Raw genomic sequence first — 25,143 nt, forward strand, 5'->3', positions numbered from 1 at the left:
AATGATGCACCGGCGCCGGGAGCGGAGCGAGCGGGCCGAATGATGCGCCGGCGCCGGGAGCGGAGCGAGCGGGCCGAATAGTGTGCTGCCGCGTAGACTCCGCGATCATGGCGATCGTCAACCGAGGGTTCGTGGGACGCCGCGACCGGGACGCCCGGCGTCTCCCGCCCGGGCAGTACACGACCCTCGATTTCCCCGTCCTCTCGTCGGAGCCGACGCCCGCGGTCGCCCCGGCCGGTTGGATGCTGGCCGTGCAGTCGGCAGACCACAAGGCGGCCACGTTCACGTGGGAGCAGTTCCAGGACCTCCCTCACGAGGACGTCACCACCGACATCCATTGCGTCACACGGTGGTCGAAGTTCGATACGCGGTGGCGTGGCGTCTCCTTCGACACGCTGCTACGTGCGTTGCCATGGGAGCCGGCGCCGTTCGTGATGGCGCACTGCCACGGCGGGTACACCGCCAATGTGCCGCTCGCCGATCTCGTCGACGGCCGCGGCTGGATCGCCGACACCTACGACGGCGAGCCGCTCGCCGCCGAGCACGGCGGCCCCGCCCGACTCCTCGTACCGCACCTGTACTTCTGGAAGAGCGCGAAATGGGTTCGGCGACTGCGCTTCATGACCGAGGACGCACCCGGGTTCTGGGAGGAACGCGGATACCACATGTACGGCGATCCCTGGCGCGAGCAGCGCTACTCGTGACGACCTGGCATCTCACGACGGTCACCTCGGTCGTCGACATCACCCCGACCGCGCGTACGTTGCGTCTCGCTCTCCCCGAGGCCGTCCACGCGCTACCCGGTCAGCACGTCGACATCCGGCTGACCGCGGAGGACGGGTACTCCACCGCACGCGCCTACTCGCTGTCCGATGTCCGCGAGACGCGTTCGGTCGAGGTCACCGTCGAACGCCTGGAAGACGGTGAGGTGTCGCCGTACCTCGTCGACGTCGTCGAGGTGGGCGATCCGCTGGAGATCAGCGATCCGCACGGGTACTGGTTCACCTGGCCGTCCGGTGACGATCGTCCCGTGCAGCTGATCGGCGGCGGCTCCGGTGTCGCACCGCTGATGTCGATGATCCGCGGGCGCGAGGTCGAGGCCCCGCAGACGCCGATCTCCCTCGTCTACTCGGTCCGCAGTCCCGACCGCGTCTACTACCGGGACGAGCTGCGGCAGTTGATCGAACACCGGCGCATGGACGTCCACCTGATCCACACCCGGGTGGCGCCCGACGATGCGACACGACCTGCGGGACGTCTCACCGCCGAGGAGCTCGCCGGATTGACACTCGATCCCGCGACGTCGCCGACCGTGTTCATCTGCGGTCCCAATCGGTTCGTCGAGAGCTGCGCTCAATGGATGGTCGACGCCGGACACGATCGCACCCGCATCCGGACGGAGCGGTTCGGGGAGTGATCGGCGGATCCTTCGCCGATTCTCCCGAGCAAGTGCTTGATTGGGAAGTAGCGTAGCGGCATGACCTCCGCGTACGACTTCACCGCCACCGGCATCGACGGCACACCCGTCGAACTCTCGGACTTCCAGGGCAGTCCCCTGCTCATCGTGAACACCGCCTCGCAGTGCGGATTCACCCCGCAGTACCGCGGTCTGGAAGCCCTGCACCGGGACTACGCCGACAAGGGGCTGCGTGTACTCGGCTTCCCGTGCGATCAGTTCGGACATCAGGAACCGGGCGACGAGGAGGAGATCAAGAACTTCTGTTCGCTGACCTACGACGTGACGTTCCCGATGTTCGCGAAGGTCGACGTGAACGGGCCGGAGGCACACCCGTTGTTCGCCTGGTTGCGGGACCAGAAGTCCGGCGTGCTCGGCGGCCGCATCAAGTGGAACTTCACCAAGTTCTTGATCGGGCGGGACGGTTCGGTGGTCGCGCGGTATGCGCCGACCACGAAGCCGGAGAAGCTCGCCGGGTCCATCGAAGAACAGCTGTGACGAGATGGGTGACCCTGTGAACACCGAGCGCACCTACAGTCGGACCGGTTCGTTCGCCCGGATCACGATCGCGTACTTGCTGGCCTTCGCAGTCGCTGCCGCCTGGCTGATCTGGGGTCCGACCACCGCGTACCTGTGGTTGGACACCCTCATCGCCGACCTGCTGGCCACGTTGGTCATCTTCGGGTTCAGCCGGTACTACGGCAATTCCAGCTTCTACGACGCTTATTGGAGTGTGGTACCGCCCGCACTATTCCTCTACTGGTGGGCGGCGGGCGACGTCGGGATAGATGCAGTGCACTGTTGGGTCATCGCCGTCGTCATCGGCGCCTGGGCGATCCGACTCACCGCGAACTGGGCGATCGGCTGGCCGGGACTGCAGCACGAGGACTGGCGCTACCCGATGCTGAAGTCCGGTGCCGGGCGCGCCGAGCTGCCCGTCGATCTGATGGCCATCCACGTCTTCCCCACCTTCCAGGTGTTCCTCGGCATGATCCCGATCTACGTCGCCGTCACCCACACCGGCGCGGTGGCATGGCTGACCGCCCTCGCGGCCGTCGTCGGACTCGCCGCCACCGCGCTCGAGTACATCGCCGACGGACAGTTGCGTCGTTTCGCCGCCCACCGAAAGCCCGGCGCCGTCCTCGACACCGGCGTCTGGGCGTGGTCGCGGCACCCGAACTACTTCGGCGAGGTCATGTTCTGGGTGTCGATGGCCCTGTTCGGCCTTGCCGCCTCGCCCGGTGACTGGTGGTGGCTGTTCGTGGGCGCGGTGCTGATGCTCGCCATGTTCCTCGGCGCGAGCATCCCGATGATGGAGAAGCGAAGTCTCGAGCGACGTCCCGGCTACCAGGACGTCATCGACCGGGTGCCGCGGTTCATCCCCCGGCCGCCGCGTTCGGCCGCACATCCACCGGATCAGGTCACTGCGTGAGCCGACCCCGCGTCGTGGTCGCCGGCCTCGGCGACGCCGGACTGCTGACCGCGATCCACCTCGCCTCGCATGCCGATGTCGTCGGTATCTCGTCGAAGCCGGGACTGGTCAGCGGCCAGGAGCTCGGTCTGCGGATCAGCCGGCCCGATGAGTGGGCCCGGGACTATCGGATCCCGTTCGGGCGCTTCCGCAAACTCGACGGCATCCGGACCGTCCACGGCACGCTGACGGCCGCCGATCTCGACAACCGCACCGTCTCCGTTGTCGATGCCGCCGGCGCCGCGACCGTCGAGGGCTTCGACGCGCTGGTCATCTCCACCGGGGTACGGAACGGCTTCTGGCGACAACCCGGGTTACAGTCCGCGGCCGACATCGACGCCGACTTGCTTTCTGCGCATCGGCGATTCGCCGACGCCGACTCCATTGCCGTGATCGGTGGCGGTGCGGCGGCGGTGAGCGCCGCCGCCAACCTGGCCGCCACCTGGCGGGACAAGCGGATCGACCTCTACCACCCGGGCGATCGCGCCCTGCAGCAGCATCATCTGCGTACCTGGGCCACGGTCCGCGCCCGACTGTGTCGGCTCGGGGTCGGTGTCCACGGCGGCCATCGCGCTGTCGTGCCGGACGGATTCGCGTGCGACGAGATCACGCCGGGACCGGTGAACTTCTCGACCGGGCAGCCGGCGGTGGAGGCCGACGCCGTGCTGTGGGCCATCGGCCGGGTCGCGCCGAACACGGACTGGCTGCCTGCGGACGTGCTCGACGAATCGGGATTCGTCCGTGTGTCTGCTCAACTGCGGGTGCCCGGGGTCGATTCCGTGTACGCCATCGGCGACGTCGCGGCGACCGACGATCTGCGCAGTTCGGCTCGCAATCGTGCCGATCGTCTGCTCGCACACAACATCCGCGCCGACCTCGGCGGGCGGCCCGACCGGGCGCGACGCTACGTTCCCCCACGGCGTCGGTGGGGTTCGGTGCTCGGGGTGCAGGCCGACGGACTCCAGGTCTTCGCGCCCAACGGTCGTCCGTTCCGCTTTCCGGCGTGGTCGGTCGACACGATCCTGCAACCGTGGATCGTCCGGCGCGGGATCTACGGCGGCATCCGGAAGCCCCGGTGACCGTGTCGCTCATCCCGGCGGACAGGGTGGCGACCGCGCATAGACTCGGCGCATGAGCAACGAACCGTTCTCTGCGAATCCCTCCGGCCACCCGACGCCGGGCGGGCCGGGACAGACTCCGTCAGGCGCGTTCCCACCGGGACATACGCCACCCGGGAAAACTCCGCCGGCCACCTCGTATCCCGTCGAGACCCCGGGTGCGGTGCCACCGGATGGATCGACGACGGACGCGCCGCCGGCCACACCGACGGCCGGCGAGCGTGCGAACGCCGTCGTGAAGAAGGTGGTGATCGGTCTCGTCATCGCCGCCCTGCTCGTGGTCACGTACTTCATCCTCGAGGCGTTCCTGCCGCGCTGGTGGGCCGGTCAGATCGGACAGCGCGTCGAGGGATCGTTCAGCCGCGGCATCGGCACCGGGCTGGTGCTGGGGATCGTCTGCACCTTCCTGCCTGTGCTGTTCTTCACCCTGGCGTTCGTCAACCGCAGCCGGATGAAGAACGTCCCGACGATCATGTTCGCCGTTCTCGGCGTGGTCATCGCGATCCCCAATCTGCTCACCCTCACCGTGGTCGCCGGCGGCGGAAACGGCGCACACGCCGGTGAACGGATCTTCGACGTCGACGCGCCCGGCTTTCGAGCCGCCACCGCGTGGGGCGTGGTCATCGGAATCGTTCTGGCGATCGGGGTCGGCTACTTCATCTGGCGCTACCGGCGCCGCGGTCGTCAACTCGACCAGATCAAACACCCTGCAACAGATGGGAAATGACCTCATGACCGAGCAGCGGATCATCGTGAACATCGACGATGCGGGCGTCGCCACCGCGACACTCAACCGGGCCGACAAACACAACGCCCTCGACCCGGCGATGTTCGAAGCCCTCATCGACGTGACGGGCACGCTGGCCGCCGACAAGCGCGTCCGGGCCGTGGTCGTGCACGGTTCGGGCAAGAGCTTCTGCTCTGGACTCGACGTGTCGAGCCTGGGTCAAGGTGGCGGCGTGAACTCGCTGCTGGACCGCGAACCGGGTGTGCTCGGCAACCACGCGCAGCGGGTGTCGCTGGACTGGGGCCGGATCCCCGCGCCGGTGATCGCGGCCATCACCGGAAACTGTTTCGGCGGTGGCCTGCAGATCGCGCTGGGCGCCGACATCCGCTATTCGTCCCCTGATGCGCGCCTGTCCATCATGGAGGTCAAGTGGGGTCTGGTGCCCGACATGGGCATCACGCAGACGCTGCCGCGACTCGTGTCCGCGGACGTCGCAAAGGAACTGACGTTCACCGGACGCATCATCGACGGCGCGGAGGCCCAGCGGCTCGGCCTGGTCACGCGCGTCGTCGATGATCCGCTCACCGCTGCGCTCGAGCTGGCCCACGAGATCGCGTCGAAGTCGCCGCACGCGGTCCGCGCCGCCAAACGTCTCTACGACGAGTCGTGGGCGGGCACGGATCCGGCTGCGGCCCTGATGCTGGAGAGTGAACTCCAGGTCGGCCTGATGGGCTCGCCCAATCAGATGGAGGCGGTCCACGCCGGGATGGCGCGGCGCGAGCCGAGCTTCGCCGACCCGGAGTGACCGGACCCCGGCCCTGTGTCAATCTAAGCTCCCCAATTCGAAGAAACCGCAAAAGCACTGGTCCCTGATCCGAAGGAACCGTATGACCCCTGGTCCCTGAGGTGCGAGGAGCGCTGGCGACGAGCCACGAAGGGTCGGCGACGCATCTCGCCACGACCCTTCGTGACGCGCCCTCCGCAAGCTCCGGGCGCTCCTCAGGGAGCAGGGGGGACGCTTCTTTCGGATTCGGGTGCGGAGTCTTTTGTAGCCCGCCCGGGCCGGCATTGGATCAGTTGGACAGGCCGGCGTCCTTGCTGCCGTAGGCTTCCCGAAGTCTCGGCTTCACGACCTTGCCGCCCGCATTGCGGGGCAACTCGTCGATGATCACCAGGTCCTTCGGGTGCTTGAACCGGGCGAGGTTCTCGTTGAGGTGCGGTTCGAGTTCGGCGAGGGTGAGATCATCGACGCCCTCGGCGAGCACCACCACCGCGACCGGTACCTCGCCCCACTTCTCGTCCGCACGACCGATGATGGCCGCCTCGGCGATGCTCGGGTGCCCGTACAGCGCGTTCTCGACCTCGGCGCAGTAGATGTTCTCGCCACCCGAGATGATCATGTCCTTGGCACGGTCGACGACGTAGAGGAACCCCTCCTCGTCCTGTCGGACGAGGTCGCCCGAGTGGAACCACCCGCCGCGGAACGCTTCTGCGGTCGCCTCGGGTTTGTTCCAGTAGCCGATCATCATGTTGGGTCCGCGGTAGACGATCTCCCCGACCTCACCGGGCTTGACGTCGTTCATGAGCGGGTCGACGATCCGTGCGGTGACCGCCGGGACGACCTTGCCGATGGAACCCAGCTTGCGTAGCGCGTCCTTGCCCTCCAGGATCGTCGTCACCGGCGACATCTCGGTCTGCCCGAACGCGGTCATGTTCGCGGCTCCCGGGAAGGACTCGTTCATGGCATTGAGCACAGTGTCCGAGGCCGGCGCTGCGCCCCAGCTCATGGTGCGCAGCTTGAGGTCCCGGGGTCGCGCCTTCTGTGCCGCAGATACCGCTTGCCACTGCGCAGGCACCATGAACACCGAGGTGACGCCTTCGCGTTCGAGGGTGTCGAGCATCGTGTCAGGATCGAAGGCGCCGAGCGGGTGCAGTACCGCGCGCACCCCGCGGTAGAAGATCGGTGCGAAGCCGCCGATCCCCGCGATGTGGAACAGCGGCGGCACGATCGACGCGACGTCATCGGAACCGGACTGTGCCCCGGCCGTGGCGATCGTCGTCACGGCCTGCGCCTGGATGTTCTGGTGGGTGAGCATGGCGCCCTTGGGCTTTCCCGTGGTGCCCGACGTGTACATGATGGCGGCGACGGTGTCCTCCGGAACGTCGACCTCCGGCAGGTCCGATGCGTCCTCGGCGAGGAGGGTCTCGAAGTCGAGGTGGGCGTCGTTGTCGCTGCCGTCGACGACGATGATGGTCTCGATCTGGCCGGTCGACCCGGCGACCGCGTCGGCTATCGGCGCGAGCAGCGTTTCGGTGACGACGACCTTCGCCCCGCTGTCGGTGACGAGGTACGCGACTTCGGCCGGACTCATGCGGATGTTCACCGGCACCGGGATGGCACCGATGAGGGTGGCCCCGAGGATCGCCTCGATGTACTCGGTGCGATTGAGCAAGGCCATCAGGATCCGATCCCCGAACTGGACGCCACGCCGATGGAGGGCCGCGCCGAAGGCGTGCGACCGGTCGTCGAGTTCTTTCCAGCTGGTGTTCTTGTCGAGGTAGGTGATCGCTGTCTTGTCCGGGGTCATCATGGCGTGCCGGCGCACCTGGTTGTTCCAGTGATTGCGGCGCGAGCGGTACGGCTCCGTCGTCAGATTGCTGGTGACGTCGGCACTTGCAGTCATGACTGCCTCCCATTCGTCGAGCGGACTCGACCCGTTGTGAACTCCCTCGTCGAGGGGTCGGCACTGTTGTGTCTCGCGTCACACATTAGGTCGTCCGTGTTGCCAGATTCAGGCATTCCCGCGGTTTGGGTGAGACCCGCCGGCGACCCGTCGACTGTGCATCGGATTCCGTCGACTGTGCGCCAGTTTCCGTTGACTGTGCGCCGATCTTCGTCGACTGTGCTCCGATTCTCGTCCACTGAGCGTTATGAGACGCATCCATCGAACCCAGCCGAAGCGTAGGCAACCACGGGGCGCGAGCTCAGTGAGCGGAGAATTCTCCGCTGGTCGGTCGTGATTACTTCTAGGTCACCCGACGGTCCTGCGACACCTCGCCCGCACGGCGTCGAAGGTAGTCCTGTGCGCGCTCGTCGCCGGTGAGCGCCGCGGCCCGTTCGAAGTGCTCACGCGCCGCGTCGCAGTGCCCGGCCCGTACCAGAATATCCGCTCTCGCAGCGTGGAACGGTCCGAAATCCGCTGCATCATCGCTCAATTGGTCGAGCAGGGACAGTCCGTCCTGCGCAGAACTCGCACGCCCGACGATCCCGGCGTGAACAACCCGTGCACCGAGCGTCGGCGACACGGACACCAGCGCGGACGACAGCGACCGCAGTGCAGCCCAGTCGACGACACCGGTGCGTGCGCGGTCGGCGTGAACGGACTGCATGGCCGCTTCGAGCTGGAATCGGCCGTGTGGTCGGCCGAACGACGAGGCGCGTCGAAGCATCACCTCGCCATCGCGGATCAGCTCTTCATCCCAGGTCGAGGGATCCTGCTCGTCGAGCGGAACGAACGGCCCGATTCGCGCCGGAGCCCGCGACAGCGACAGCGCGATGAGCGCGGCGAGACCCCAGGCCTCCGGGTCGTCGAGCAGCGAGGCCAGCGTGACGGCCAGGTACAGCGACTCCCCCGCCATCGATTCGACGGTGTCGGGGTCGGCGCCGTCCGCGTCGTTCCATGTGATCGCGAAACATCCGTAGACGGCCTCGAGGACTGCGGGTAGGCGTCCGGGCATCGACGCGCGGTCGGGAACGACGAACGGTATGCGTGCATCGCGGATACGACGCTTCGCACGAACCAGACGTTGCGACATCGCCGACGGCGCGACTGCGAACGCACCAGCGATGTCGGTCGCTTCGAAGCCGAGCACCGACTGCAGCATGAGCGGGGTTCGGGCTGCGGCGTCGATGGCCGGATGCGCACAGGTGAACAGGAGCTCGAGTCGCTTGTCGGGGATGGCGTCCGGGTCCACATCGTCGAAGGGGGTCACGGCGGTGGCTCCTGGAGAAAGGGCGTCGTCCAGAACGGTCGACGTGCGATGCGCCGCCGACTTCCAGACGTCGCGCTGCTCATTGCGCGCGACCGTGAGTAGCCATCCCTCCGGGTTCGCGGGCACCCCGTCGGCGGACCAGGTGACGAGCACCCGTTCGAAGGCGGTTGCCAGAGCGTCCTCGGCCAGAGCCAGGTCGCCCGAGGAAGCTGCGAGAAGCGCCACCAACCGCGAATATGACGCTCGGGCGGCATGTTCGGCGGCGGTGTGCGCTTCTCGTCGGGTCATGCGTTGGGTGTCCAGGCACCGTCGACGGTGTAGGTGGCGCCGGGCCTGATCTCGACGACTCCCCACTCGACAGGCGGTGCCTGACGCGCCCACTCGATGGCGGCGTCGAGGTCGTCGACATCGATGACGACGGTTCCGCCGAGTTGCTCTTTGGTGTCGGCGAACGGACCGTCCTGAACCACGAGTTGACCGTCGACCTTGCGCAGCGTCGTGGTGACGTCCGAGTGTTGCAGGACTTCGGCGCTCACGAGCACGCCTGCCTTCTGGAGGGCAGTGGTGTAGGCCGCGAACGCAGCTTCTCCCTGTGCGATGGCCTCGTCACCGAGGGTCGACGCGTCCATCTCCGGGTAGTGCAGGAGCAGTGAGTAATGCATGGTCTGACCTCTCGTTCGTCGGGCCGCTCATCGGTCCGTGTGCAGTGATGACGACCTCGCGGGGCGCCATTCGACATCTTCGGCAGAGATATTTTCGGTCGTTCTCGCCTGAGGAGGCCCGGAGCTTGCGGGGGGGGGGGGGGGGGGGGGGTGGTACTGCTCCCTGAGGAGGCCCGGAGCTTGCGGGGGGCGGTTGTACTGCTCCCTGAGGAGGCCCGGAGCTTGCGGAGGGCCGTCACGAAGGGTCGCCGCCGCGATCGGCGCGGACAGCGGCGTCGGGCCACATCGCCGGACACGGCAGGCCGGGCACGGTCGCGATCTCGAAGTGCCACCACTCGTTCGCGAACGTCCGACACAGGCCCCAGCGATATCCGGTGCGCTGGAGCCAGGCGGCCCCTTCCCGCGGTCCGACGTCGATGGCCCGACCGTGCACGTGGCTCGACTGCTCCGGTGGCAGGACCCACCGTCGGGCGGCTTCGGGGCTTCCGTAGGTCGCGATCGCATCCCGCCACATCTGACGCTGCTCGGCGTGAGTTCTCTTGCCGGAGGTGATCCACAACGGAACCCCCTGTGCACGAGAAGCATTCGACGCCTGTTGATAGGCCGTCGCCAGGACCGGGTCGAGGCCCGTGGTCGGCGGCGCGGCGGTGGCCGGCGCGGCGCCGAACGCTGCGACGAGCAGGACGCCGAGGACGGTGGCACAAACGATCGCGAATCGGCTCGGTAGAACGTCCAGAAAGCTCATGACCGCAGTAAACCGTACGACCGACAACTGCTGCACCCGTCTGCGCGAAGCGACTATCGTCATCGTCGGGTGGGCCGCGTGCGAGCCTGTGGAGGGTCGGAAAAATGAAGAAGCGTCTGGTGGTCTGCTGCGACGGTACGTGGAAGTCGTCGAAGGACCCGAGAATTTCGAATGTGGAGAAGATCGCCCGGGCCGTCACCACTGATGCCGACGACGGGACGGTCCAACTCGTTCACTATGTCAACGGAGTCGGAACCGGATCCGGCTGGTCGGACCGGATCATCGGCGGTGCATTCGGTCGCGGGCTGGATGCCAACCTGGTCGATGCCTACCGATTCCTCGCTCTGAACTACGAGCCCGGCGATGAGATCTTCGTCTTCGGGTTCAGTCGCGGCGCGTACACCGCACGGAGTCTTGGGGGCATGATCTGGCAGGTCGGGTTGGTTTCACCGCTCGAACTCGCGCAGCATCCGACCGAGAACCTCTTCGAAACCGTCCTGCGGTACTACCGGATGAAGCGGGAAGATCGTCCGGCGAAGACCCCAGGCGCCCCGGTGCCGGTCAAGTTCATCGGTGTGTTCGACACCGTCGGTGCCCTCGGCGTTCCCGGCATCACCCGCGTCAAGCACAAGTTCCACGACGTGAAGCTCGGCAAGAACGTCGCAGTGGCCAGACAGGCGCTCGCCATCGACGAACGTCGGCTGACATTCGATCCCTGCGTCTGGGAAGTCGACAAGGCAAATGAGGGCAAGATCGACGTCAAACAGGTGTGGTTCGAGGGGGTCCACTCCGACATCGGCGGTGGTCTGGCAGTCACTGAACCCTCGGAACTGAGTCTGTCCTGGATGGTGCGCGAGGCGGACCTTGCCGGCCTGCAGTTCTGCTACAAGCGATTCACGCCCATCAGCTTCCCCATCGACCCGTCGAACGAGAGGTACACGACCAACAAGTCGATGAACGCCGCGTACCGCATCGTCAACATCGTCAAGCTCGCCTTCGGCCCGCTCCGGATGCGCGGAGAAACCGTGCGTCACAAGGGTCAGTCGCGATTGCTCGAGGCGGACAAGAATGATCCTGCAAGGCCGCTGTATATAGCCGCGCCTGCGCTCACTCGGTGGAATGACGATGTCGGGTCACGTAAGAAGAGGGCGACGAACATCGGCGCGTGGGAAGCGCTGATCAAAGACTTGTCGGTCCGCGCGGTCGGGATTCCTCCGCTCGAGCGACCGGTCACCGCGCCGAAACCTCCGGCTGCGTCGGTCCCCAAGGCACCGCCGCTGGCTACCCCGCGATAGTCACTGCGGGGCCGGGTCTTTCGTAGCGGCGATCTGGATCAGGTTGCCGCACGTGTCGTCGAACACCGCGACGACCGCGGGGCCGATGTCGGTGGGTTCCTGGGTGAACTCGACGCCGAGTCCGCTCAGCCTCTCGTACTCGGCCTGCACATCGTCGACAGCGAACTGCGCCAGCGGGATCCCGTCTTCGATGAGCGCATCCCGGTAGGGTTTCACAGCGGGGTGGCCGGACGGTTCGAGGAGGAGTTCCATCCCCTCTGGGTCTTGAGGGGAGACGACCGTCAGCCACCACGTGTCCTCCCCCATCGGAATGTCGTGCCGTGTGGTGAATCCCAGTATCTCGGTGTAGAACTCGTGCGCCTTGCGCTGGTCGTCGACGAAGACGGACATCAATGTGAGTCTCATGGGAGGTCCTTTCGATGGGCGGGCCACCGGTCGGCAATCTCGTCGAGCGGTGCGGGGTCGAAGTAGTGGAATTTGGAGCGTCCACGTTTCTCGGTGTGGACGAGTCCGGCCGTCTCCAGCACGCCCAGGTGCTGCGAGATCGCCTGACGACTCAGGTTCAGCCCACGCCGAGATGTGAGACGTCCGCAGATCTCGAACAGCGTCTGACCGTCACGCTCGACGAGTTCGTCGAGGATTGCCCGCCTCGTCGAGTCATCGAGTGCATGGAACACGTCAGCCACACCTGACGATAGGCAAGCGGCTGCTTGCATGTCAACGGCGGCCACCGCGCTTGCCCTAGTGCCCTGAGGTGCGCACCCATTGCTCCTAGAGGTGCCGATTCTCTGTTCCCTGAGGTGCGAGGAGCGCAAGCGACGAGCCTCGAAGGGCCTGGTGAGGTATCGCGCGACGCCCTTCGTGGTTCGTCGCTATCGCTCTTCACACCTCAGGGAGCAGGGGACGGCAGCTCCCTGGCGCTAGTGGGCAGCGCTCCCGAGGTACGCCTCCTCGACCCGTCCGATGTCATTCGCAAGGGCGGCGGCGGAGTCCGCGAGCGCGATCTCGCCGTGGACGAGGACGACCGCCCGGTCGGCGACACCCAGCGCCAGCCGGACGTGCTGTTCAACCAAAACAACTGCGGCGCCGTCGGTGTCGGCGACCTCCCGCAGGACCGGCAGGATCGATTCGACGATGATCGGCGCCAGGCCCATGCTCAGTTCGTCGATCAGCAGCACCTTGGGTTCCTGCAACAGGGCGCGCCCGATGGCGAGCATCTGCTGCTCTCCCCCGGACAGCTCCCCGGCTGCGACCTTCAATCGCGCACGCAGGGCGGGGAAATGCTCGAGCGCCCGGTCAATCGCTTCGGTCCGAGCCGCGCCGCGACGTCGAACGGCCAATTGCAGGTTCTGTCGTGTCGTCAGTTGCTTGAACAGCGACCGGTCGTCGGGCACCAGGACAAGCCCGGCGCGAACCGCTGCGCGCGCATCCCCCGCACGAACGGACTGGTCGGCGACGCTGATCTCGCCGCCGAGGCGCGGCAGGAGACCGGCCAGCGTCGTGAGCAGTGTCGTCTTTCCGGCACCGTTCGGACCGAGCAGCGCGACGATCTCGCCCGCCTCGACGGACAGATCGAGACCGTGGACGCAGGCCTTACCGCGCGCATACCCGGCGTCGAGCCCGCGACATTCGAGCACAGTCACGGCGTCATCTCCTTGGTCGTCGAATGAGGTTCGGAGCCAGCGCCGTTCGATGGCGAGAGCTCATCGGGCTCGCCGATTCCCGCAGCCGCCGATGACGGCGTGCCCAGGTAGGCGTTGACGACCGCCGGTGATCGTCGGATCTCGTCGGGGGTGCCTTCGGCGATGACGGCGCCGAGGTCCAGGACGACGACCCGATCACAGAGGCTGAGTACGAGATCCATGTCGTGATCGACGAGGACCATCGAGACACCGTGCGCCCGGGCAGCGCGCAACCTGTCCCCCAGCCACCGACTCTCGGTGCTGTCGAGCCCGGCGGCCGGCTCGTCGAGCAACGCGACCTCGGGTTGGCCGGCGAGCACCCGCGCGACTGCGACGAGTTGACGCTGTCCCTGCGAGAGGTCAGCCGCGGCAACCTCACTGAGGTGACCGATCTCCAGCATCGCCAGGACGTCGCGGACGTTGTCCGCAGTGTCGCCCGGTGCGCGACGTGCGGCGATCGCCAGATTCTCGGCGACCGACAGCTCGCCGTAGAGCTCGATGTCCTGGAATGTCCGACCGAGCCCCGCCCTGCTGCGACGATGCGGTGCAAGGCCGTTGAGGGTTGTGCCGCCGAGGGTCACGGTTCCGTCCGCGGTCGCGAAACCGCTGATGGCGTCAATCAGGGTCGTCTTGCCGGCGCCATTGGGACCGATGAGGCCGACGATCTCGCCGGAACGCAGGTCGAAGCTGACGTTGTCGACAGCGGTCACCGCCCCGTAGCGCACCGTGACGTCGCGGGCCGAGAGGAGCACCTTGCCGTTGGTCGGCGAAGGTACCGGCGCAGTCGCGACGGACTGATCGTCGACCTGCGTCGGTGCCGGGCGGCGGCGTCGACCCGGCAGCGGGATCTTGTGCAGGTATCCGATGATGCCGTCGGGACTGGTGACCACGGTGAGTACCAGCAGGATTCCGCTGATCAACATGTAGTAGTCGCCGAAGGAGGCGTACTTGTCGGCGGCGAAATACATGACCCCGCCCGGGGCGATGATCCCGGCGAGGATCGCTCCGGAGATCGACGTCACGCCTGCGATGTAGAAGACCGCGAAGAGTCCGATCCCGGCGAAGACGGCGTAACTGCCCGCGGTGGCGAGGGTCTGCTGGTAGGCCAGCAGCGATCCGCCGAGGCCGGCGAGGAAGGACGCAATCGCGAAGGCGATGAGTTTGGTTGCGCCGACGTTGATCCCGGCCGCGGCCGCGGACCGTTCGTTGGCGCGGACGGCCAACATCGACGCGCCGAGTCCGCTGCGGCGCAGAACTGCCACCGCATACGCGACCAGGATCAGCACGACGAGGCACAGGACGCCGAACGCGATGCGCGGATAGCCCTCGCCCGCACCGATTCCCAGATCGATGCCGAACAGCGACGGCGCGTCGACTGGCGCACCCTGTAGTCCGCCGTTGAGTGACGGGTTGCGGAACCAGAACGCTTCGCAGAAGACGGCGAGAGCGAGCGTCGCGACCATCAGTGGCAGTCCACGGACCCGGAGTGCGGGAAGGCCGACGATCACGCCGATGACCATCGCGGCGCAGGCCGCGAGCAGCGGGGCGAGCGGGAACGGGATGTTGAGGTCGTCGGTGAGTCGGCTGAGCGCGTAGGCGCCGACGCCGGCGAGGGTCAGCTGTGCGAGGGAGACCTGCCCCGCATAACCGGTGACGACCACCTGAGACAGCGCGATGATCGCGTAGATCATTGTGGCGATCACGGCGAGGCGGAGACTGCCAGAGGTGGTGACGAGGGCGAGGACCGCGACGACAACACCGAGGATCCCCGGGATCACCAGATGGTTCGGACGCGGCGACCGGCCGAGGTCGTTGCGGGTGACCGCGCCACGGCCCGGCAATGGACGCCCGCGGATGAGGAGGAAGCCGATGATGAGGATCAGCGGGACCGCTTCGGCGACACCGGCGTCGGGCATCCAGTCCCAGGTGGTCTGGAGCTTGGTGGCTTCCGACTGCAGCATGCCGATGACGAGTCCGGCGCCGACGGTGATCGAGATCGCGGTGAAGTTGCCGACCAGCGCCGCCGCGAGGGCCGGCACGATGAACATGGTGTAGGCCACCGGGTTCAGCGGGACGATCGGTGCGATCAGTACACCGCCGAGTCCCGCGGTGGCGGACGACAGCGCCCAGTTGGCGACGGCAATGCGGTCCGGCGAGAGTCCGGTGACCAGTGCGCCCTTCTCGGATTCGGCGGCAGCCTCGGTCGCGACGCCGAAGCGTGTGTAGCGCAGGACGAGTCCCGCACAGACAGCAAGGCCGACGATGACCACGGCGAGCATCAGACGGTCCGTCGGAACCGCGCTGGAGCCGATCGTGAACGTGTCGACCTTGAAGATGGGGCCGACACTCGGTGCGTTCTCGCCGACCCGGAGCGCGATGAGTGCCTGGATGACGAGCATCAGACCGATCGCGGCGACGGCCTTGGCCAGGGCCGGGGCGGCGCGCATCGGGCGGAACACCAGCAGGTAGAGGATGACTCCGAGGATCGCTGCGACGACGACGGAGATGAGCAGCGCCCCAGCAACTCCCAGGTCGGAGCCGAGGGAGATGGTCGCCGGGAAACCGGGTATCGGGTTGAGGAGTTCCCCCTGGCGCAGAAACGCATACGTGTACGCGGCGTACAGGGCGACGGCTCCGGTGGCGAAGTTGACGACGCCGGAACTCTTGAACGTCATCACCAGCGCCAGGCCGAGGGCGGCGAAGACGGCGCCGTTGCCGAGGCCGAGGACCAGGAACGCGAGATGGTCAGTCATGGAACTCCCACTGGGAAGTGCGGGGATCGGGGGTCGCGCGGACGCGACCCCCGATCTGGAGAGGAACTAGTTGTTGGTGACGACGGTGTTCTCGAGCTTGGCGTCGGAGGTCACGTCACTGACCAGGATCGCCTTGCTGCACAGCGACGTCAGCGGCGGGAAGGCCTTGCCGTCGCAGGTGAAGGTGATGCCGGGTGCGGCCGGAAGCGGGACGTTCTTCGCCTGCGACAGTGCGGTGGTGAACGTCTGGGCGCTGACGGTGCCCTCGAGCCCGGTCAGTTCGCCGAGAGCGGTCATGACCTGGTACCCGATGTAGGCGAGGCCCGCCGGGTCGGTGTCGGGCGCGTATTGCGCCATCACGCTGCGGTATTGGGTGACGCTCGGGTCGTCGGAGCTGAGGTTGACCGTGGTGAACGCCTTGGCGCCGGAGACCGCTTCGTTGCCGACGGCGTCGAGAACGGGCTTGTCGAGGCAGCTGGCGATGAGGTACTTCGAGGCGTCGGGGGCGACGGTCTGCAGCGTCTTGAGGACCGAGATGCACTGGCGGGTGTCGCCGAGGATGCTGACCGCATCCGGGTTGTCGGCGAGACCGGCGGTGATCTGCGGTGTCAGGTCGGCGGCGCCGACCGGCACGGTGACGACGTTGAGAGCAACGCCGGCACGCTGGAACATCGGGTCGCCGAGCGCTTTCACCGATGCGGCTGCGTCACCGGAGTCGCCGATGATCAGGGTGACCTTCTTGAGTCCGTCCTTGGCTGCGGTGGCGGCTTGTCCCGCGAGAACGGCGACGATCCCGCCGGACAGCATGAACGAGCCGGGGGTCGCCATCTCGGCCTGTGACACCGGAGCCTGTGCGACGAACGGGATCTTGGCGCCCGCGATGATCGGCAGCATGACCGCACCCTGCGCGCCCAACGGCGAGACCACAACCGAAACCTGCTGCTCCACCATCTGATTCGCGCACTTGGTGGCCGAGGCGGGCTCTTCTTGCTGCTTGCACACCACCAGTTCGATCTGATGGCCGCCGATGCCGCCACCGTTGTTGTTCAGGTATTCGACGGCGGCTTCGCTGCCCTCGCGCACCATCGGCGTCGTCACCGCACCGCCCTCGGGGACGATCAGGCCGACCTTGACCGGGTCGCCCGTCGCCGGATTGCTGGGGAGTTGGCTGGTCTCGCCCGCAGTCGAGCTCTCCGAGCTGTCGTCGGCGCAGGCCGTGAGCGCTCCGAGCGCGAGCACCCCGGAACAGCCGATCACCGTCGCGGTCCGAAGCACACGCCTGAGTGAACTGGGTGATTTCATGCGATCCCCTTCGATCGTGATTCGACACGACGCCGTCCCCTGGTGTGGAGATGGGACGAAATGTCGGATTTGATGACTCGGTGGCGACTGTAACCGTCGGGTCGTCGTCGCTGGATGGTTTCGAAATAATCTGTCCTGCAATGAGTCTCGGCCTTCGAGGCGATCCATGCGCACGGCAGCATCGATCGTCGGTCCGGCACCGGAAGACCCCCCGCGGTCGACTCGCGTGGCCTCGTCGACGTGCTGCCGACGAACTCACTCTGGACTCAGAGGCAAAAGTTAGACGACCATCCAAACTTTGGTGGCGGAATGCAAGAATTGGTCGGTCGGGGTCGCCCCGCTCGTACGGAAGGCACCACATTGACCGAAGCTCCGGCCATCGGCCGCCGGGAACGCAACAAGCAGCAGACGCGTGAGCGCCTGCTGATCGCTGCGCGCGAACTGCTGGCGTCCGACGGGAGCGCCGCAACGGTGGAGTTGATCGCCGAGCGGGCCGAGGTGTCGCGGGCGACGTTCTTCAACTACTTCCCGAGCAAGGACGATCTGCTCACCGAGCTGTACGGGCAGCTGATGGGGACGTTCTCGTATGTCGTCGACGCCATGCTCGGCAAGCCGCTCAGCACGTATGAGCGCGTGGTGGGTGTGTTCGTCGACTTCGCGCGGTCGTCGGTCGCCGACCCGGACTACATGCGGACGGTGACGAGCGAGATAGAACGAATCTCGTCGATGTCCGGGACACTGGGCGAACGCAGCCATGTGTTCACCTCGGAGGTGCTGCGGCTCATCGAGCGCGGCGTCGAACAGCAGGATGTGCGCACCGACCACCCGCCGGAGTTTCTCGCCCAGATGGTGGCGGCCATCTATGTGTCGAGCATGCGGTACTGGCAGATCGATCCCGGCTTCGAGGTGAGCGAGAGCTTCGAGCGCGCCGGCCGTTACGCCGCAGAGTCGCTGCTGCCGCGGTAGGACTCAGCCCTCAGGTCGAGCGACGTCGGCTTCCCACCGTTCGCGACGCTCCTCGTCGGTCTGCTCCCACCACGGGGTTCCGCGCTCGCCGAGCGCGACCTTCGCCGCCTGGACGCCCTGACGCGACTCGGGTGCGCCCTTCGTCCGTTTCACGTCCCGACGCCACGCCATGAGGATCGACTGGAGTTCGGACCGGCGCTCGTCCGGGATCAGTGGATCCGTCGCCCGCCACTTCCGGCCGTTGACGACAATATGGTGGCCGTCCGGGGTGTGTTCGGGTTCGGGCATGTTTCCACCGTGCCACGACCGTCGCGGGTGCTGTGACCCGGATCTCTCAGGCCGCGTGAGCAGTGATTCTGTACGCGCTGATCGTTACTTCTCAGGGTCTGCTTAAGTCGCCGTGGGTAACCTCGCCGTGTCCTTGCCGATACCGAACTGTTACCCAAACTGAGATGGACAACGCTTTGCCTCTTCACCGACTGAACACCGACTCTGCGACGCGCCCCGCCACCCGCGCACTGTTCCACTCGACGTCGAGCACTCGGCGCCCCGGACGCCATCGTGCCACCACGCGTTCTGCCACCCGCACAGCGCTGCACACGGGCGCTCTGGCCGCGTTTGTCGGCGCGGTCGGCCTGACTGCCGGAACCGCCGCACAGGCAACGGCGCAGCCCGCTCCCCCGCCTGCGCCGAAGATTGCTCTGCCCGACAACGTGAAGCTCCCGGCCGGTCTGGTCCTGCCGCCCGAGATCGACGACCTCGCTCGCGACGTCCTGCCACCGTCGGCATTCGGCCCAGGCAGCTCCGACCTCCCCGGATTCAAGAAGGCAGTGAAGCCGGTCAGCGGCACCGTGACCTCGGGCTACGGCCCGCGCTGGGGTACCCACCACAATGGAGTCGACATCGCCAACAAAGTCGGAACCCCCATCTACGCCGTGACCGACGGCGTCGTCCTCGAGTCCGGCCCGGCCTCCGGCTTCGGCCAGTGGGTCCGCGTGAAGCAGGACGACGGCACCGTCGGCGTCTTCGGGCACGTCGACCAGAGCTTCGTGCACCCGGGCCAGAAGGTCCGCGCCGGTGAGAAGATCGCGACCGTCGGCAACCGCGGCCAGTCCACCGGTCCCCACCTGCATTACGAGGTCTGGGATGCAAACGGCACCAAGATCAATCCGCAGGCCTGGCTCAACAAGCGCGGCGTGCATCCGTGACGGTTGCCTGACCCTTCAACACACGATCCCACCGGCTCTTGCCGGTGGGATCGTTGTCGTTGTCCGAGATGGCACCTTCATCGCGGAACGGATTGCAGCACTGCGGATATCCGAGCTGCGGCGTCGCAGACTCGATCGACTTTTGCTGCCAGCGTATCTCCGGCGAACCCCTCGATCCGACCGCCGATGCTGATCGAGGCGATCAGATCACCCGATCGGTCCGTGATCGGCGCGGCGACGGCTGCCACCCCATCGAGGTAGTCCGAGTCGCTCACGGAGTAGCCGATTTCGCGGATGCGATCGAGGTGGCTAGTCAATGCCGCCGCGTCGGTCAGGGTCCGATCGGTGAACGCGGGCAGGCGATCGCTGATCCATCTGGCGCGCAACGTATCCGACATCGCGAGCATCACTGTTGGTCCAGCCGCCGCGTGATACGGCAGGACGGTGCCCACCGAGATGCCGGCGACCACGAGTGAGCTGTTCCCCTCCACGAGGTCGATGCAGACCGCGCCCTGCTCCGCGGGCACCATGAGGTAGGCGGTGTCCCCGAAGTCGGCGGCGAGTTCGGTCATGAACGGCTTTGCCGCGGAGCGAATGTCGAGGTCACTCAAGGCAGCTGAGCCGACTTCGAAGACCCGCAGGCCGACGCGGTAGGCGCCGCTATCGGTGCGCTCGATCCACCCGGCGTGGATGAGGGTGGCCATGAGCCGGTGGACGGTCGTCTTGTTCATCCCGCTGGCCGAGGTGAGCTCGTTCAGGGTCCACGACGGCCGGTCGGCACTGAAGTGTTCGAGCAGGGTGCAGGCCTTCAGCACGGCACCGACGACCTCCCGGCTCGAGGGCGTCTCGGGGTCGGCGAACGTAGCCACGAACGGTGTCTCGCTTCCGGGTAGTAGGGCGACCGTCTCCGACATCTTACGAAGACAACTCTGTACAGGCTTCTTGACATGTGACTCAGACCACCTTAGCGTCTCGTTACGTATTGCGATATGCATTCCGCATCACGAAACGGAGATGATTTGCATGAGCGCACCCTCGGTCAAGGAACTCACGTCACGCGGTCTCGTCTATGCCCCCGGTGTCTGGGATGGTTTGACCGCACGCCTGGCCGAGCAGGCTGGATTCAACGCGCTCTGTGCGTCGGGCTTCGCTGTCTCGGCCGCACTGGGTCTGCCCGACGCCGAGCTCTACACGATGACCGAGAATCTCCAGGCCGTCCGGACGATCCGCTCGGCCTCGACGCTCCCGCTGGTCGCCGACATCGACACCGGCTACGGCAATGCGGTCAACGCGGCCCGCACGGCGTCGAAGTTCGTCGACGCCGGGGTCGGCGGGATGTTCATGGAGGACCAGGTCTCCCCGAAGTCGTGCCCGATCTGTGTCGGCGATCCCGTCGACCTCATCAGCGTCGAGGAGGCGACCGGGAAGATCCGGGCGGTACGCGACGCGAGTCCGGCAGACGTCTTGCTCATCGCACGCACCGACGCGCGCGGCGACAAAGCGATGCGACGCGCGCACGCCTACGTCGAGGCCGGCGCCGACATGATCATGCCGGTCACCAAGACGTTCGAGACCGTCGAAGAATGGGAGCGGTGTCATTCCGAAGTCGGTGTGCCGCTGATGGCAACTCTCACCGCGTCGACCTGGACCGAACGCGAGTTCACCCCAGAAGTGCTCGGCCAGATCGGTGTTCGACTTGCACTGTTGCCCACCCAGGTTCTGATGGCGGTCACCGGCGCCGCCCAGACCACGCTGCGACGGCTCGCCGCCGGCGAAGCTCCCGCCGACGTCAGCGCCGATGCGCTGCCGCACCACGAGTTCGTCGATCTGATCGGTTTCGGCGAGGTCGAGGCGATGCAGCGCAAGTACCTCCCGGCAGCGCGGTGATGACGATGGGCCACACGATCACCGAGAAGATCCTCGCCCGCGCCAGTGGTCTCGAGTCCGTGCGCGCCGGAGAGAATCACGCGGTTCGGCCGTCACGCATGATCGCCTACGACTTCCCCGGGTACACCGATGTCATGTTCAAGCAGATGCGCGACGACTTCGGGATCACCGAGCTCGAGGACCCGAGCAGGTATGTCGTGTTCATCGATCACATGCTGACGAAGGGCAACGAACGCGAGGCGGAAGTCCATCAGGTGACGCGCGACTGGTGCGCGTTCTACGGCATCGAGCTGCACGAGGCGCAGGGCATCGGGCACCAGCTCACGGCAGAGCTGGGGCTCGCGATCCCCGGCGATTTCCTCGTCCACTTCGACGGTCACATCTCTGGCGTCGGTGCGTTCAACGCGCTCGGCTGGGGCATTCGACGGGACCTGATCGAGGCGTGGGTGACCGGGCAGATCCACCTCGACATTCCGGCGACCACCCGGTTCGACCTCGTCGGGGAGTTCCCCGAGGGCGTCGACAGCCGCGACCTCGTCCACACCATCATCGAGATGGTCGGGGCCGACGGTTGCGCCCACCAGGTCATGGAGTTCGGCGGACCAGGAGCCCGGGCCATGAAGATCGACCATCGCCAAGGCCTGTGTGGGATGGCGATGTTCACGGGTGCGGTCTCGGCGGTGTTCGAGCCCGACGAGTTGTCGCTCGACTACGCGCGGAAGGTCGCGCGAACGGATTTCGAACCCGTCCACCCAGATTCCGATGCGGTATATGCCGCTCGGTACACCATCGATCTGAATGCACTCGTGCCCAGGGTGGTTCGACCGGGATCGGCGCGGGTCGCCAACACTGCCACCGCCCGCGAACTGGAGGGTACGCCGATCACCCGCGCGTTCATCGGATCGTGTGCCAGCGGCCGGATCGAGGATCTTCGCGCGGCCGCGCTGGTCCTCGACGGCCGGAAGGTCGCGCCCACCGTCGAACTCAATGTGGTACCCACGTCTCGCGAGGTCCTGGACCAGGCCGAGAAGGAGGGCCTGCTGGACGTGCTGCGCGCGGCGGGGGCAACTATCGCCATGTCGAGTTGCGACTTCTGCTTCGGTTATCAGCAGCCGCTGCAGCCCGGTGAGAACTGCATCTCGACAGGTGTTCTCAACATCAACGGGCGCATGGGCAGCCCGGAGGCGAACATCTACATGGGTTCGCCGTACACCGTCGCCGCCAGTGCAGTCAGCGGTTCGATCGCGGAGTCGGTCCGATGAGCAGCTACCCGCCACCACCCGAGCTGATCGAGGGCAAGGTTGCGTGGATCTTCGGCGACGATTTCGACATCGATCTGGTGGTCGGCGTCTCCAACATCAAGTCCTACGATCCCGACCACCTTCGCTCGGTGTGTATGAGCGCCTACGACCCCGGCTTCGCGGATCGGGTGCGTCCCGGCGACATCATCGTCGGCGGACGCAATTTCGGGTACGGGCATCCGCACTACCCGCCGATGGTGGCACTGCGCAATGCCGGGATCTCGGCAATCGTCGCCGAATCGTTCTCCCCCGGCTTCTGGCGGGGCGAGACGTTCAACGGGATGCCGCTGATCACGATCCCCGGGGTGTCGTCGGCCGTATCGGTCGACGAGCCGGTCGTCCTCGACTGGCGTGCCGCAACATTGCGCACCTCCGCCGGTGAGGAACTCGTGGGCACCCCACCCAACCCCCGCACGATTCAAATCATCGAAGCGGGTGGCTCCTACCAGCTCCTGCTAGCCGAACACTCCCCCGCACGACAAGGACAGCCCTGATGACCAGCGTGGAGAAGCCCGTCCGGGCCGACGACCGACCCGCCGGCGCCCCAATGCCGGAACCGCATCGAGCCGGGGAGCCGCAGAAGTCGCCGACCATGGCGCGGCGGGCCGCGATCGCTGGCGGCGTCGGAACCCTGATCGAGTACTACGACTTCGCCGTCTACGGCTTCCTCGCCGTGGTGATCGCGCCACTGTTCTTCCCGTCGGACAGTCCTGGTACGTCGATCCTCGCGACCCTCGCGGTGTTCGGCGTGGCATACGTGGCGCGGCCGTTGGGCGGCATCTTTTTCGGCCGCCTCGGCGACCGCCGCGGACGACGCTCGGCTTTGGTGGCGACCGTCGTCTGCATGGGTATTGCGTGCGGCATTCTCGGTCTGCTGCCGACCCATTCGTCGATCGGAGTCCTGGCGCCCATCCTGTTGGTCCTGGTGCGTCTGGCTCAGGGATTCTCCGCGGGCGGTGAGGTGGGTGGCGCCGCCACCTACATCGCCGAGTCGGCCCCGGCGCACCGGCGCGGCTTCTTCGGCTCGTTCACCCCGATCGGTTCGACGCTCGGATTCGCCGTCGCCGCAGCCGTCGTCGGTCTCGTCACCCTCCTGACGACCGACGAACAGATGGAGTCGTGGGGCTGGCGAATCCCGTTCCTCCTCGCACTCCCGCTCGCCCTGATCTGCCTCCGGGTGCGCATGAAGCTCGAGGACACACCAGAATTCGAGGAAATGGCCGAGAAGCAGGAGGTCGCCAAGAGCCCGCTACTCGACGTCGTGCGCAACAACCCGAGGTCGGTCCTCAAGGTCGTCGGTATCGCGATCGCCATGAACGGTTCGGGCTACATCGGATTGACGTACTTCAACGTCTACCTGATCAACGACCTCGGCTTCAGCAAGGACTCCGTCTACTGGACATCGGCGATCGCCATCGCGTTGGCGTGTGCCACGTTCCCGATCAGCGGCATGATGACCGACCGCTTCGGACGTCGGCCCGTGCTGCTCTTCGGATACCTCACCTACATCGTGATCGCGTTCCCCGCGTTCATGATCCTCGGCGCCACCGGCAGCATCGTGGTCGTCGGACTCGTCTACTTCGTCTACATGACGCTCAACGGTGTCGTACAGGTGCCCGCGTTCCCGCTGTTCACCGAGCTGTTCCCCCGCGCAACCCGTTACACCGGTGTCTCGCTCGGGTTCAACATCGGCACCATCGCCGCGGGCGGAACCGCGCCGTACGTGGCGGCGCTGCTGGTGGAGTCGACCGGCAATGCCATGGCGCCCGCCTTCTGGGTGGTCGGTGTCTGCTTGATCGGAACGGTCACGCTGTTGGCCATTCGGGAGACCAGCAGGGCGGCTCTCCCAGCTTAAGCGTGGTCCAGGGTTATTTCAGACCGGCGAGGCGGGTTCATGAAGAACCCGCCTCGCGGGGTTGTCTGCAAAGTGTCGAGTCGTCCGAGTCCGATTCTCTCGAAACCTCGGCCGCGCCATTGACCAGGACGCGACGCTTAGTTCCCGGTGCGTTCGAGCTAGTCACTGCCCTGGCCTTTTGAGCGGGTCCGTGCAGCCCCCACTCGATATTTGGTCGGCAATCACCTCGTGGCACAGAAGGATCGACATACGACGTGCATCGGTCCCTGGCCTGCTTCTACATCACCACCCGGGCCATAAATTATTTGAAGTTCGAAGCCGCATCTTTCAGGTTTGACAGAGCCGCGTCTCTCGCATCGATGGACGACGAATCGTCGGAATATACCTCGAAAGTCACAATTCCTGAATCGTATCGGAGTCGTAAATCTCCTGATTCAAGGAGAATATTGCTGGCATCTATCTTCAAGTCAAAAAATCCATGACCGAAAGCAACGCTTTTAGGGGTGGCGTGCAGTACCAGGCCATACCCCAAGTCAACGTTCACTTGCCTGTCATCAATGTCTACTGATTCAAGTTTGTAGTAATTGTCGAACGGTTTTCCAAAGTTCCCATCCGGCAGCTTCATGTTGATAACCACTGATTTGTATGCCGAAAAAAAACATTCGATCGCTGCCTTTGCGGCATCAGCCAGTGTCATTGTCATTTGCGCTCTCCTGCGGTTC

Annotated in this window: 26 protein-coding genes; 14 read left to right on the forward strand and 12 right to left on the reverse strand. The window is 66.1% G+C overall.

Annotation, left to right across the window (positions count from 1 at the left end):
• Positions 1 to 107: 107 nt before the first annotated feature.
• The 7 genes from AB4Z55_RS14720 to AB4Z55_RS14750 are packed head-to-tail and all read left to right on the forward strand — an operon-like array spanning position 108 to position 5,577.
• Positions 108 to 704 carry a sulfite oxidase-like oxidoreductase gene (locus tag AB4Z55_RS14720; protein ID WP_239398923.1) on the forward strand — a complete coding sequence of 199 codons (597 nt, stop codon included), beginning with the start codon at positions 108 to 110 and terminating at the stop codon, positions 702 to 704.
• Entirely contained in the window at positions 701 to 1,417 is a 717-nt protein-coding gene (locus AB4Z55_RS14725; protein ID WP_369519963.1) for a ferredoxin reductase, read from the forward strand. The genes AB4Z55_RS14720 and AB4Z55_RS14725 overlap by 4 nt, the downstream gene beginning before the upstream one ends.
• Before the next feature lie 60 nt (positions 1,418 to 1,477).
• Positions 1,478 to 1,954: a glutathione peroxidase gene (locus AB4Z55_RS14730; protein ID WP_004018565.1), complete on the forward strand. Its 477-nt coding sequence runs from the start codon at positions 1,478 to 1,480 to the stop codon at positions 1,952 to 1,954.
• Between the two features lie 4 nt (positions 1,955 to 1,958).
• The gene (locus tag AB4Z55_RS14735) at positions 1,959 to 2,888 is read left to right on the forward strand and encodes a DUF1295 domain-containing protein (protein WP_369519964.1); all 930 of its coding nucleotides are present in this window, start codon (positions 1,959 to 1,961) and stop codon (positions 2,886 to 2,888) included.
• The gene (locus AB4Z55_RS14740; RefSeq protein ID WP_369519965.1) at positions 2,885 to 4,006 is read left to right on the forward strand and encodes an FAD-dependent oxidoreductase; all 1,122 of its coding nucleotides are present in this window, start codon (positions 2,885 to 2,887) and stop codon (positions 4,004 to 4,006) included. The genes AB4Z55_RS14735 and AB4Z55_RS14740 overlap by 4 nt, the downstream gene beginning before the upstream one ends.
• A gap of 52 nt (positions 4,007 to 4,058) precedes the next feature.
• Complete coding sequence (locus AB4Z55_RS14745; protein ID WP_369519966.1) at positions 4,059 to 4,772, forward strand: hypothetical protein; 714 nt, start codon at positions 4,059 to 4,061, stop codon at positions 4,770 to 4,772.
• A 4-nt stretch (positions 4,773 to 4,776) separates the two neighbouring features.
• Positions 4,777 to 5,577, forward strand: coding sequence for a crotonase/enoyl-CoA hydratase family protein (locus AB4Z55_RS14750; RefSeq protein WP_369521019.1), 801 nt, complete (start codon positions 4,777 to 4,779; stop codon positions 5,575 to 5,577).
• 268 nt (positions 5,578 to 5,845) lie between these two features.
• Here the strand turns inward: AB4Z55_RS14750 and fadD5 are convergent, their stop codons facing one another.
• From fadD5 to AB4Z55_RS14770, 4 genes are all read right to left on the reverse strand, one after another.
• On the reverse strand, positions 5,846 to 7,456 hold the full coding sequence (gene fadD5, locus AB4Z55_RS14755) for a fatty-acid--CoA ligase FadD5 (RefSeq protein ID WP_064570210.1): 1,611 nt from the start codon (positions 7,454 to 7,456) through the stop codon (positions 5,846 to 5,848).
• 343 nt (positions 7,457 to 7,799) lie between these two features.
• On the reverse strand, positions 7,800 to 9,053 hold the full coding sequence (locus AB4Z55_RS14760) for an RNA polymerase sigma factor (RefSeq protein ID WP_369519967.1): 1,254 nt from the start codon (positions 9,051 to 9,053) through the stop codon (positions 7,800 to 7,802).
• Positions 9,050 to 9,427, reverse strand: a complete 378-nt coding sequence (locus AB4Z55_RS14765) for a YciI family protein (protein WP_369519968.1) — start codon at positions 9,425 to 9,427, stop codon at positions 9,050 to 9,052. Before AB4Z55_RS14765 ends, AB4Z55_RS14760 begins: the two co-directional genes overlap by 4 nt.
• A 235-nt stretch (positions 9,428 to 9,662) precedes the next feature.
• Entirely contained in the window at positions 9,663 to 10,172 is a 510-nt protein-coding gene (locus AB4Z55_RS14770; RefSeq protein WP_369519969.1) for a M15 family metallopeptidase, read from the reverse strand.
• A gap of 104 nt (positions 10,173 to 10,276) precedes the next feature.
• On the opposite strand from AB4Z55_RS14770, the gene AB4Z55_RS14775 reads away from it, so the two are divergent.
• On the forward strand, positions 10,277 to 11,467 hold the full coding sequence (locus AB4Z55_RS14775; protein WP_369519970.1) for a DUF2235 domain-containing protein: 1,191 nt from the start codon (positions 10,277 to 10,279) through the stop codon (positions 11,465 to 11,467).
• On the opposite strand, the gene AB4Z55_RS14780 is transcribed toward AB4Z55_RS14775, so the two are convergent.
• From AB4Z55_RS14780 to AB4Z55_RS14800, 5 genes are all read right to left on the reverse strand, one after another.
• On the reverse strand, positions 11,468 to 11,872 hold the full coding sequence (locus AB4Z55_RS14780; RefSeq protein WP_369519971.1) for a VOC family protein: 405 nt from the start codon (positions 11,870 to 11,872) through the stop codon (positions 11,468 to 11,470).
• Positions 11,869 to 12,153: a helix-turn-helix transcriptional regulator gene (locus AB4Z55_RS14785; protein WP_231895883.1), complete on the reverse strand. Its 285-nt coding sequence runs from the start codon at positions 12,151 to 12,153 to the stop codon at positions 11,869 to 11,871. Before AB4Z55_RS14785 ends, AB4Z55_RS14780 begins: the two co-directional genes overlap by 4 nt.
• Before the next feature lie 234 nt (positions 12,154 to 12,387).
• Positions 12,388 to 13,110, reverse strand: coding sequence for an ABC transporter ATP-binding protein (locus AB4Z55_RS14790; RefSeq protein WP_369519972.1), 723 nt, complete (start codon positions 13,108 to 13,110; stop codon positions 12,388 to 12,390).
• Entirely contained in the window at positions 13,107 to 15,902 is a 2,796-nt protein-coding gene (locus AB4Z55_RS14795) for an ATP-binding cassette domain-containing protein (RefSeq protein ID WP_369519973.1), read from the reverse strand. The genes AB4Z55_RS14790 and AB4Z55_RS14795 overlap by 4 nt, the downstream gene beginning before the upstream one ends.
• 66 nt (positions 15,903 to 15,968) lie before the next feature.
• Positions 15,969 to 17,204, reverse strand: a complete 1,236-nt coding sequence (locus tag AB4Z55_RS14800) for an ABC transporter substrate-binding protein (RefSeq protein ID WP_101822950.1) — start codon at positions 17,202 to 17,204, stop codon at positions 15,969 to 15,971.
• Between the two features lie 360 nt (positions 17,205 to 17,564).
• Between AB4Z55_RS14800 and AB4Z55_RS14805 the strand changes: the two genes are divergently transcribed.
• Positions 17,565 to 18,170, forward strand: a complete 606-nt coding sequence (locus tag AB4Z55_RS14805; RefSeq protein WP_369519974.1) for a TetR/AcrR family transcriptional regulator — start codon at positions 17,565 to 17,567, stop codon at positions 18,168 to 18,170.
• Positions 18,171 to 18,173: 3 nt separating this feature from the next.
• Here AB4Z55_RS14805 and AB4Z55_RS14810 read toward each other — a convergent pair whose 3' ends face one another.
• The gene (locus AB4Z55_RS14810) at positions 18,174 to 18,458 is read right to left on the reverse strand and encodes a hypothetical protein (protein WP_369519975.1); all 285 of its coding nucleotides are present in this window, start codon (positions 18,456 to 18,458) and stop codon (positions 18,174 to 18,176) included.
• Positions 18,459 to 18,622: 164 nt separating this feature from the next.
• Here AB4Z55_RS14810 and AB4Z55_RS14815 point away from each other — a divergent pair, with 164 nt between their 5' ends.
• Positions 18,623 to 19,378, forward strand: a complete 756-nt coding sequence (locus AB4Z55_RS14815) for a M23 family metallopeptidase (RefSeq protein WP_369519976.1) — start codon at positions 18,623 to 18,625, stop codon at positions 19,376 to 19,378.
• Between the two features lie 77 nt (positions 19,379 to 19,455).
• On the opposite strand, the gene AB4Z55_RS14820 is transcribed toward AB4Z55_RS14815, so the two are convergent.
• On the reverse strand, positions 19,456 to 20,292 hold the full coding sequence (locus AB4Z55_RS14820; protein WP_369519977.1) for an IclR family transcriptional regulator: 837 nt from the start codon (positions 20,290 to 20,292) through the stop codon (positions 19,456 to 19,458).
• A 109-nt stretch (positions 20,293 to 20,401) separates the two neighbouring features.
• Between AB4Z55_RS14820 and AB4Z55_RS14825 the strand changes: the two genes are divergently transcribed.
• The 4 genes from AB4Z55_RS14825 to AB4Z55_RS14840 are packed head-to-tail and all read left to right on the forward strand — an operon-like array spanning position 20,402 to position 24,421.
• On the forward strand, positions 20,402 to 21,265 hold the full coding sequence (locus tag AB4Z55_RS14825) for an oxaloacetate decarboxylase (RefSeq protein WP_369519978.1): 864 nt from the start codon (positions 20,402 to 20,404) through the stop codon (positions 21,263 to 21,265).
• Positions 21,266 to 21,270: 5 nt separating this feature from the next.
• A complete protein-coding gene (locus AB4Z55_RS14830; protein WP_369519979.1) occupies positions 21,271 to 22,527 on the forward strand; it encodes an aconitase family protein in 1,257 nt (418 codons plus the stop codon).
• A complete protein-coding gene (locus tag AB4Z55_RS14835; RefSeq protein WP_369519980.1) occupies positions 22,524 to 23,060 on the forward strand; it encodes a 3-isopropylmalate dehydratase in 537 nt (178 codons plus the stop codon). The genes AB4Z55_RS14830 and AB4Z55_RS14835 overlap by 4 nt, the downstream gene beginning before the upstream one ends.
• Positions 23,060 to 24,421 carry an MFS transporter gene (locus AB4Z55_RS14840; protein WP_369519981.1) on the forward strand — a complete coding sequence of 454 codons (1,362 nt, stop codon included), beginning with the start codon at positions 23,060 to 23,062 and terminating at the stop codon, positions 24,419 to 24,421. The genes AB4Z55_RS14835 and AB4Z55_RS14840 overlap by 1 nt, the downstream gene beginning before the upstream one ends.
• Before the next feature lie 301 nt (positions 24,422 to 24,722).
• On the opposite strand, the gene AB4Z55_RS14845 is transcribed toward AB4Z55_RS14840, so the two are convergent.
• Complete coding sequence (locus tag AB4Z55_RS14845; protein ID WP_369519982.1) at positions 24,723 to 25,124, reverse strand: hypothetical protein; 402 nt, start codon at positions 25,122 to 25,124, stop codon at positions 24,723 to 24,725.
• Positions 25,125 to 25,143: the final 19 nt, after the last annotated feature.

This window comes from Gordonia sp. ABKF26 (genome assembly GCF_041103195.1).
GTDB lineage: Bacteria > Actinomycetota > Actinomycetes > Mycobacteriales > Mycobacteriaceae > Gordonia > Gordonia terrae.

Excerpts from the sequence above, each read along its gene's own strand:
- AB4Z55_RS14765 (WP_369519968.1), bottom strand. The coding sequence starts at position 9,427 with ATGCATTACTCACTGCTCCTGCACTACCCGGAGATGGACGCGTCGACC.
- AB4Z55_RS14825 (WP_369519978.1), top strand. The coding sequence starts at position 20,402 with ATGAGCGCACCCTCGGTCAAGGAACTCACGTCACGCGGTCTCGTCTAT.
- AB4Z55_RS14840 (WP_369519981.1), top strand. The coding sequence starts at position 23,060 with ATGACCAGCGTGGAGAAGCCCGTCCGGGCCGACGACCGACCCGCCGGC.
- AB4Z55_RS14730 (WP_004018565.1), top strand. The coding sequence starts at position 1,478 with ATGACCTCCGCGTACGACTTCACCGCCACCGGCATCGACGGCACACCC.
- AB4Z55_RS14795 (WP_369519973.1), bottom strand. The coding sequence starts at position 15,902 with ATGACTGACCATCTCGCGTTCCTGGTCCTCGGCCTCGGCAACGGCGCC.
- AB4Z55_RS14745 (WP_369519966.1), top strand. The coding sequence starts at position 4,059 with ATGAGCAACGAACCGTTCTCTGCGAATCCCTCCGGCCACCCGACGCCG.
- AB4Z55_RS14770 (WP_369519969.1), bottom strand. The coding sequence starts at position 10,172 with ATGAGCTTTCTGGACGTTCTACCGAGCCGATTCGCGATCGTTTGTGCC.
- fadD5 (WP_064570210.1), bottom strand. The coding sequence starts at position 7,456 with ATGACTGCAAGTGCCGACGTCACCAGCAATCTGACGACGGAGCCGTAC.
- AB4Z55_RS14720 (WP_239398923.1), top strand. The coding sequence starts at position 108 with ATGGCGATCGTCAACCGAGGGTTCGTGGGACGCCGCGACCGGGACGCC.
- AB4Z55_RS14780 (WP_369519971.1), bottom strand. The coding sequence starts at position 11,872 with ATGAGACTCACATTGATGTCCGTCTTCGTCGACGACCAGCGCAAGGCG.
- AB4Z55_RS14830 (WP_369519979.1), top strand. The coding sequence starts at position 21,271 with ATGGGCCACACGATCACCGAGAAGATCCTCGCCCGCGCCAGTGGTCTC.
- AB4Z55_RS14750 (WP_369521019.1), top strand. The coding sequence starts at position 4,777 with ATGACCGAGCAGCGGATCATCGTGAACATCGACGATGCGGGCGTCGCC.
- AB4Z55_RS14820 (WP_369519977.1), bottom strand. The coding sequence starts at position 20,292 with ATGTCGGAGACGGTCGCCCTACTACCCGGAAGCGAGACACCGTTCGTG.
- AB4Z55_RS14800 (WP_101822950.1), bottom strand. The coding sequence starts at position 17,204 with ATGAAATCACCCAGTTCACTCAGGCGTGTGCTTCGGACCGCGACGGTG.
- AB4Z55_RS14760 (WP_369519967.1), bottom strand. The coding sequence starts at position 9,053 with ATGACCCGACGAGAAGCGCACACCGCCGCCGAACATGCCGCCCGAGCG.
- AB4Z55_RS14735 (WP_369519964.1), top strand. The coding sequence starts at position 1,959 with ATGGGTGACCCTGTGAACACCGAGCGCACCTACAGTCGGACCGGTTCG.
- AB4Z55_RS14815 (WP_369519976.1), top strand. The coding sequence starts at position 18,623 with ATGGACAACGCTTTGCCTCTTCACCGACTGAACACCGACTCTGCGACG.
- AB4Z55_RS14810 (WP_369519975.1), bottom strand. The coding sequence starts at position 18,458 with ATGCCCGAACCCGAACACACCCCGGACGGCCACCATATTGTCGTCAAC.
- AB4Z55_RS14775 (WP_369519970.1), top strand. The coding sequence starts at position 10,277 with ATGAAGAAGCGTCTGGTGGTCTGCTGCGACGGTACGTGGAAGTCGTCG.
- AB4Z55_RS14835 (WP_369519980.1), top strand. The coding sequence starts at position 22,524 with ATGAGCAGCTACCCGCCACCACCCGAGCTGATCGAGGGCAAGGTTGCG.
- AB4Z55_RS14845 (WP_369519982.1), bottom strand. The coding sequence starts at position 25,124 with ATGACAATGACACTGGCTGATGCCGCAAAGGCAGCGATCGAATGTTTT.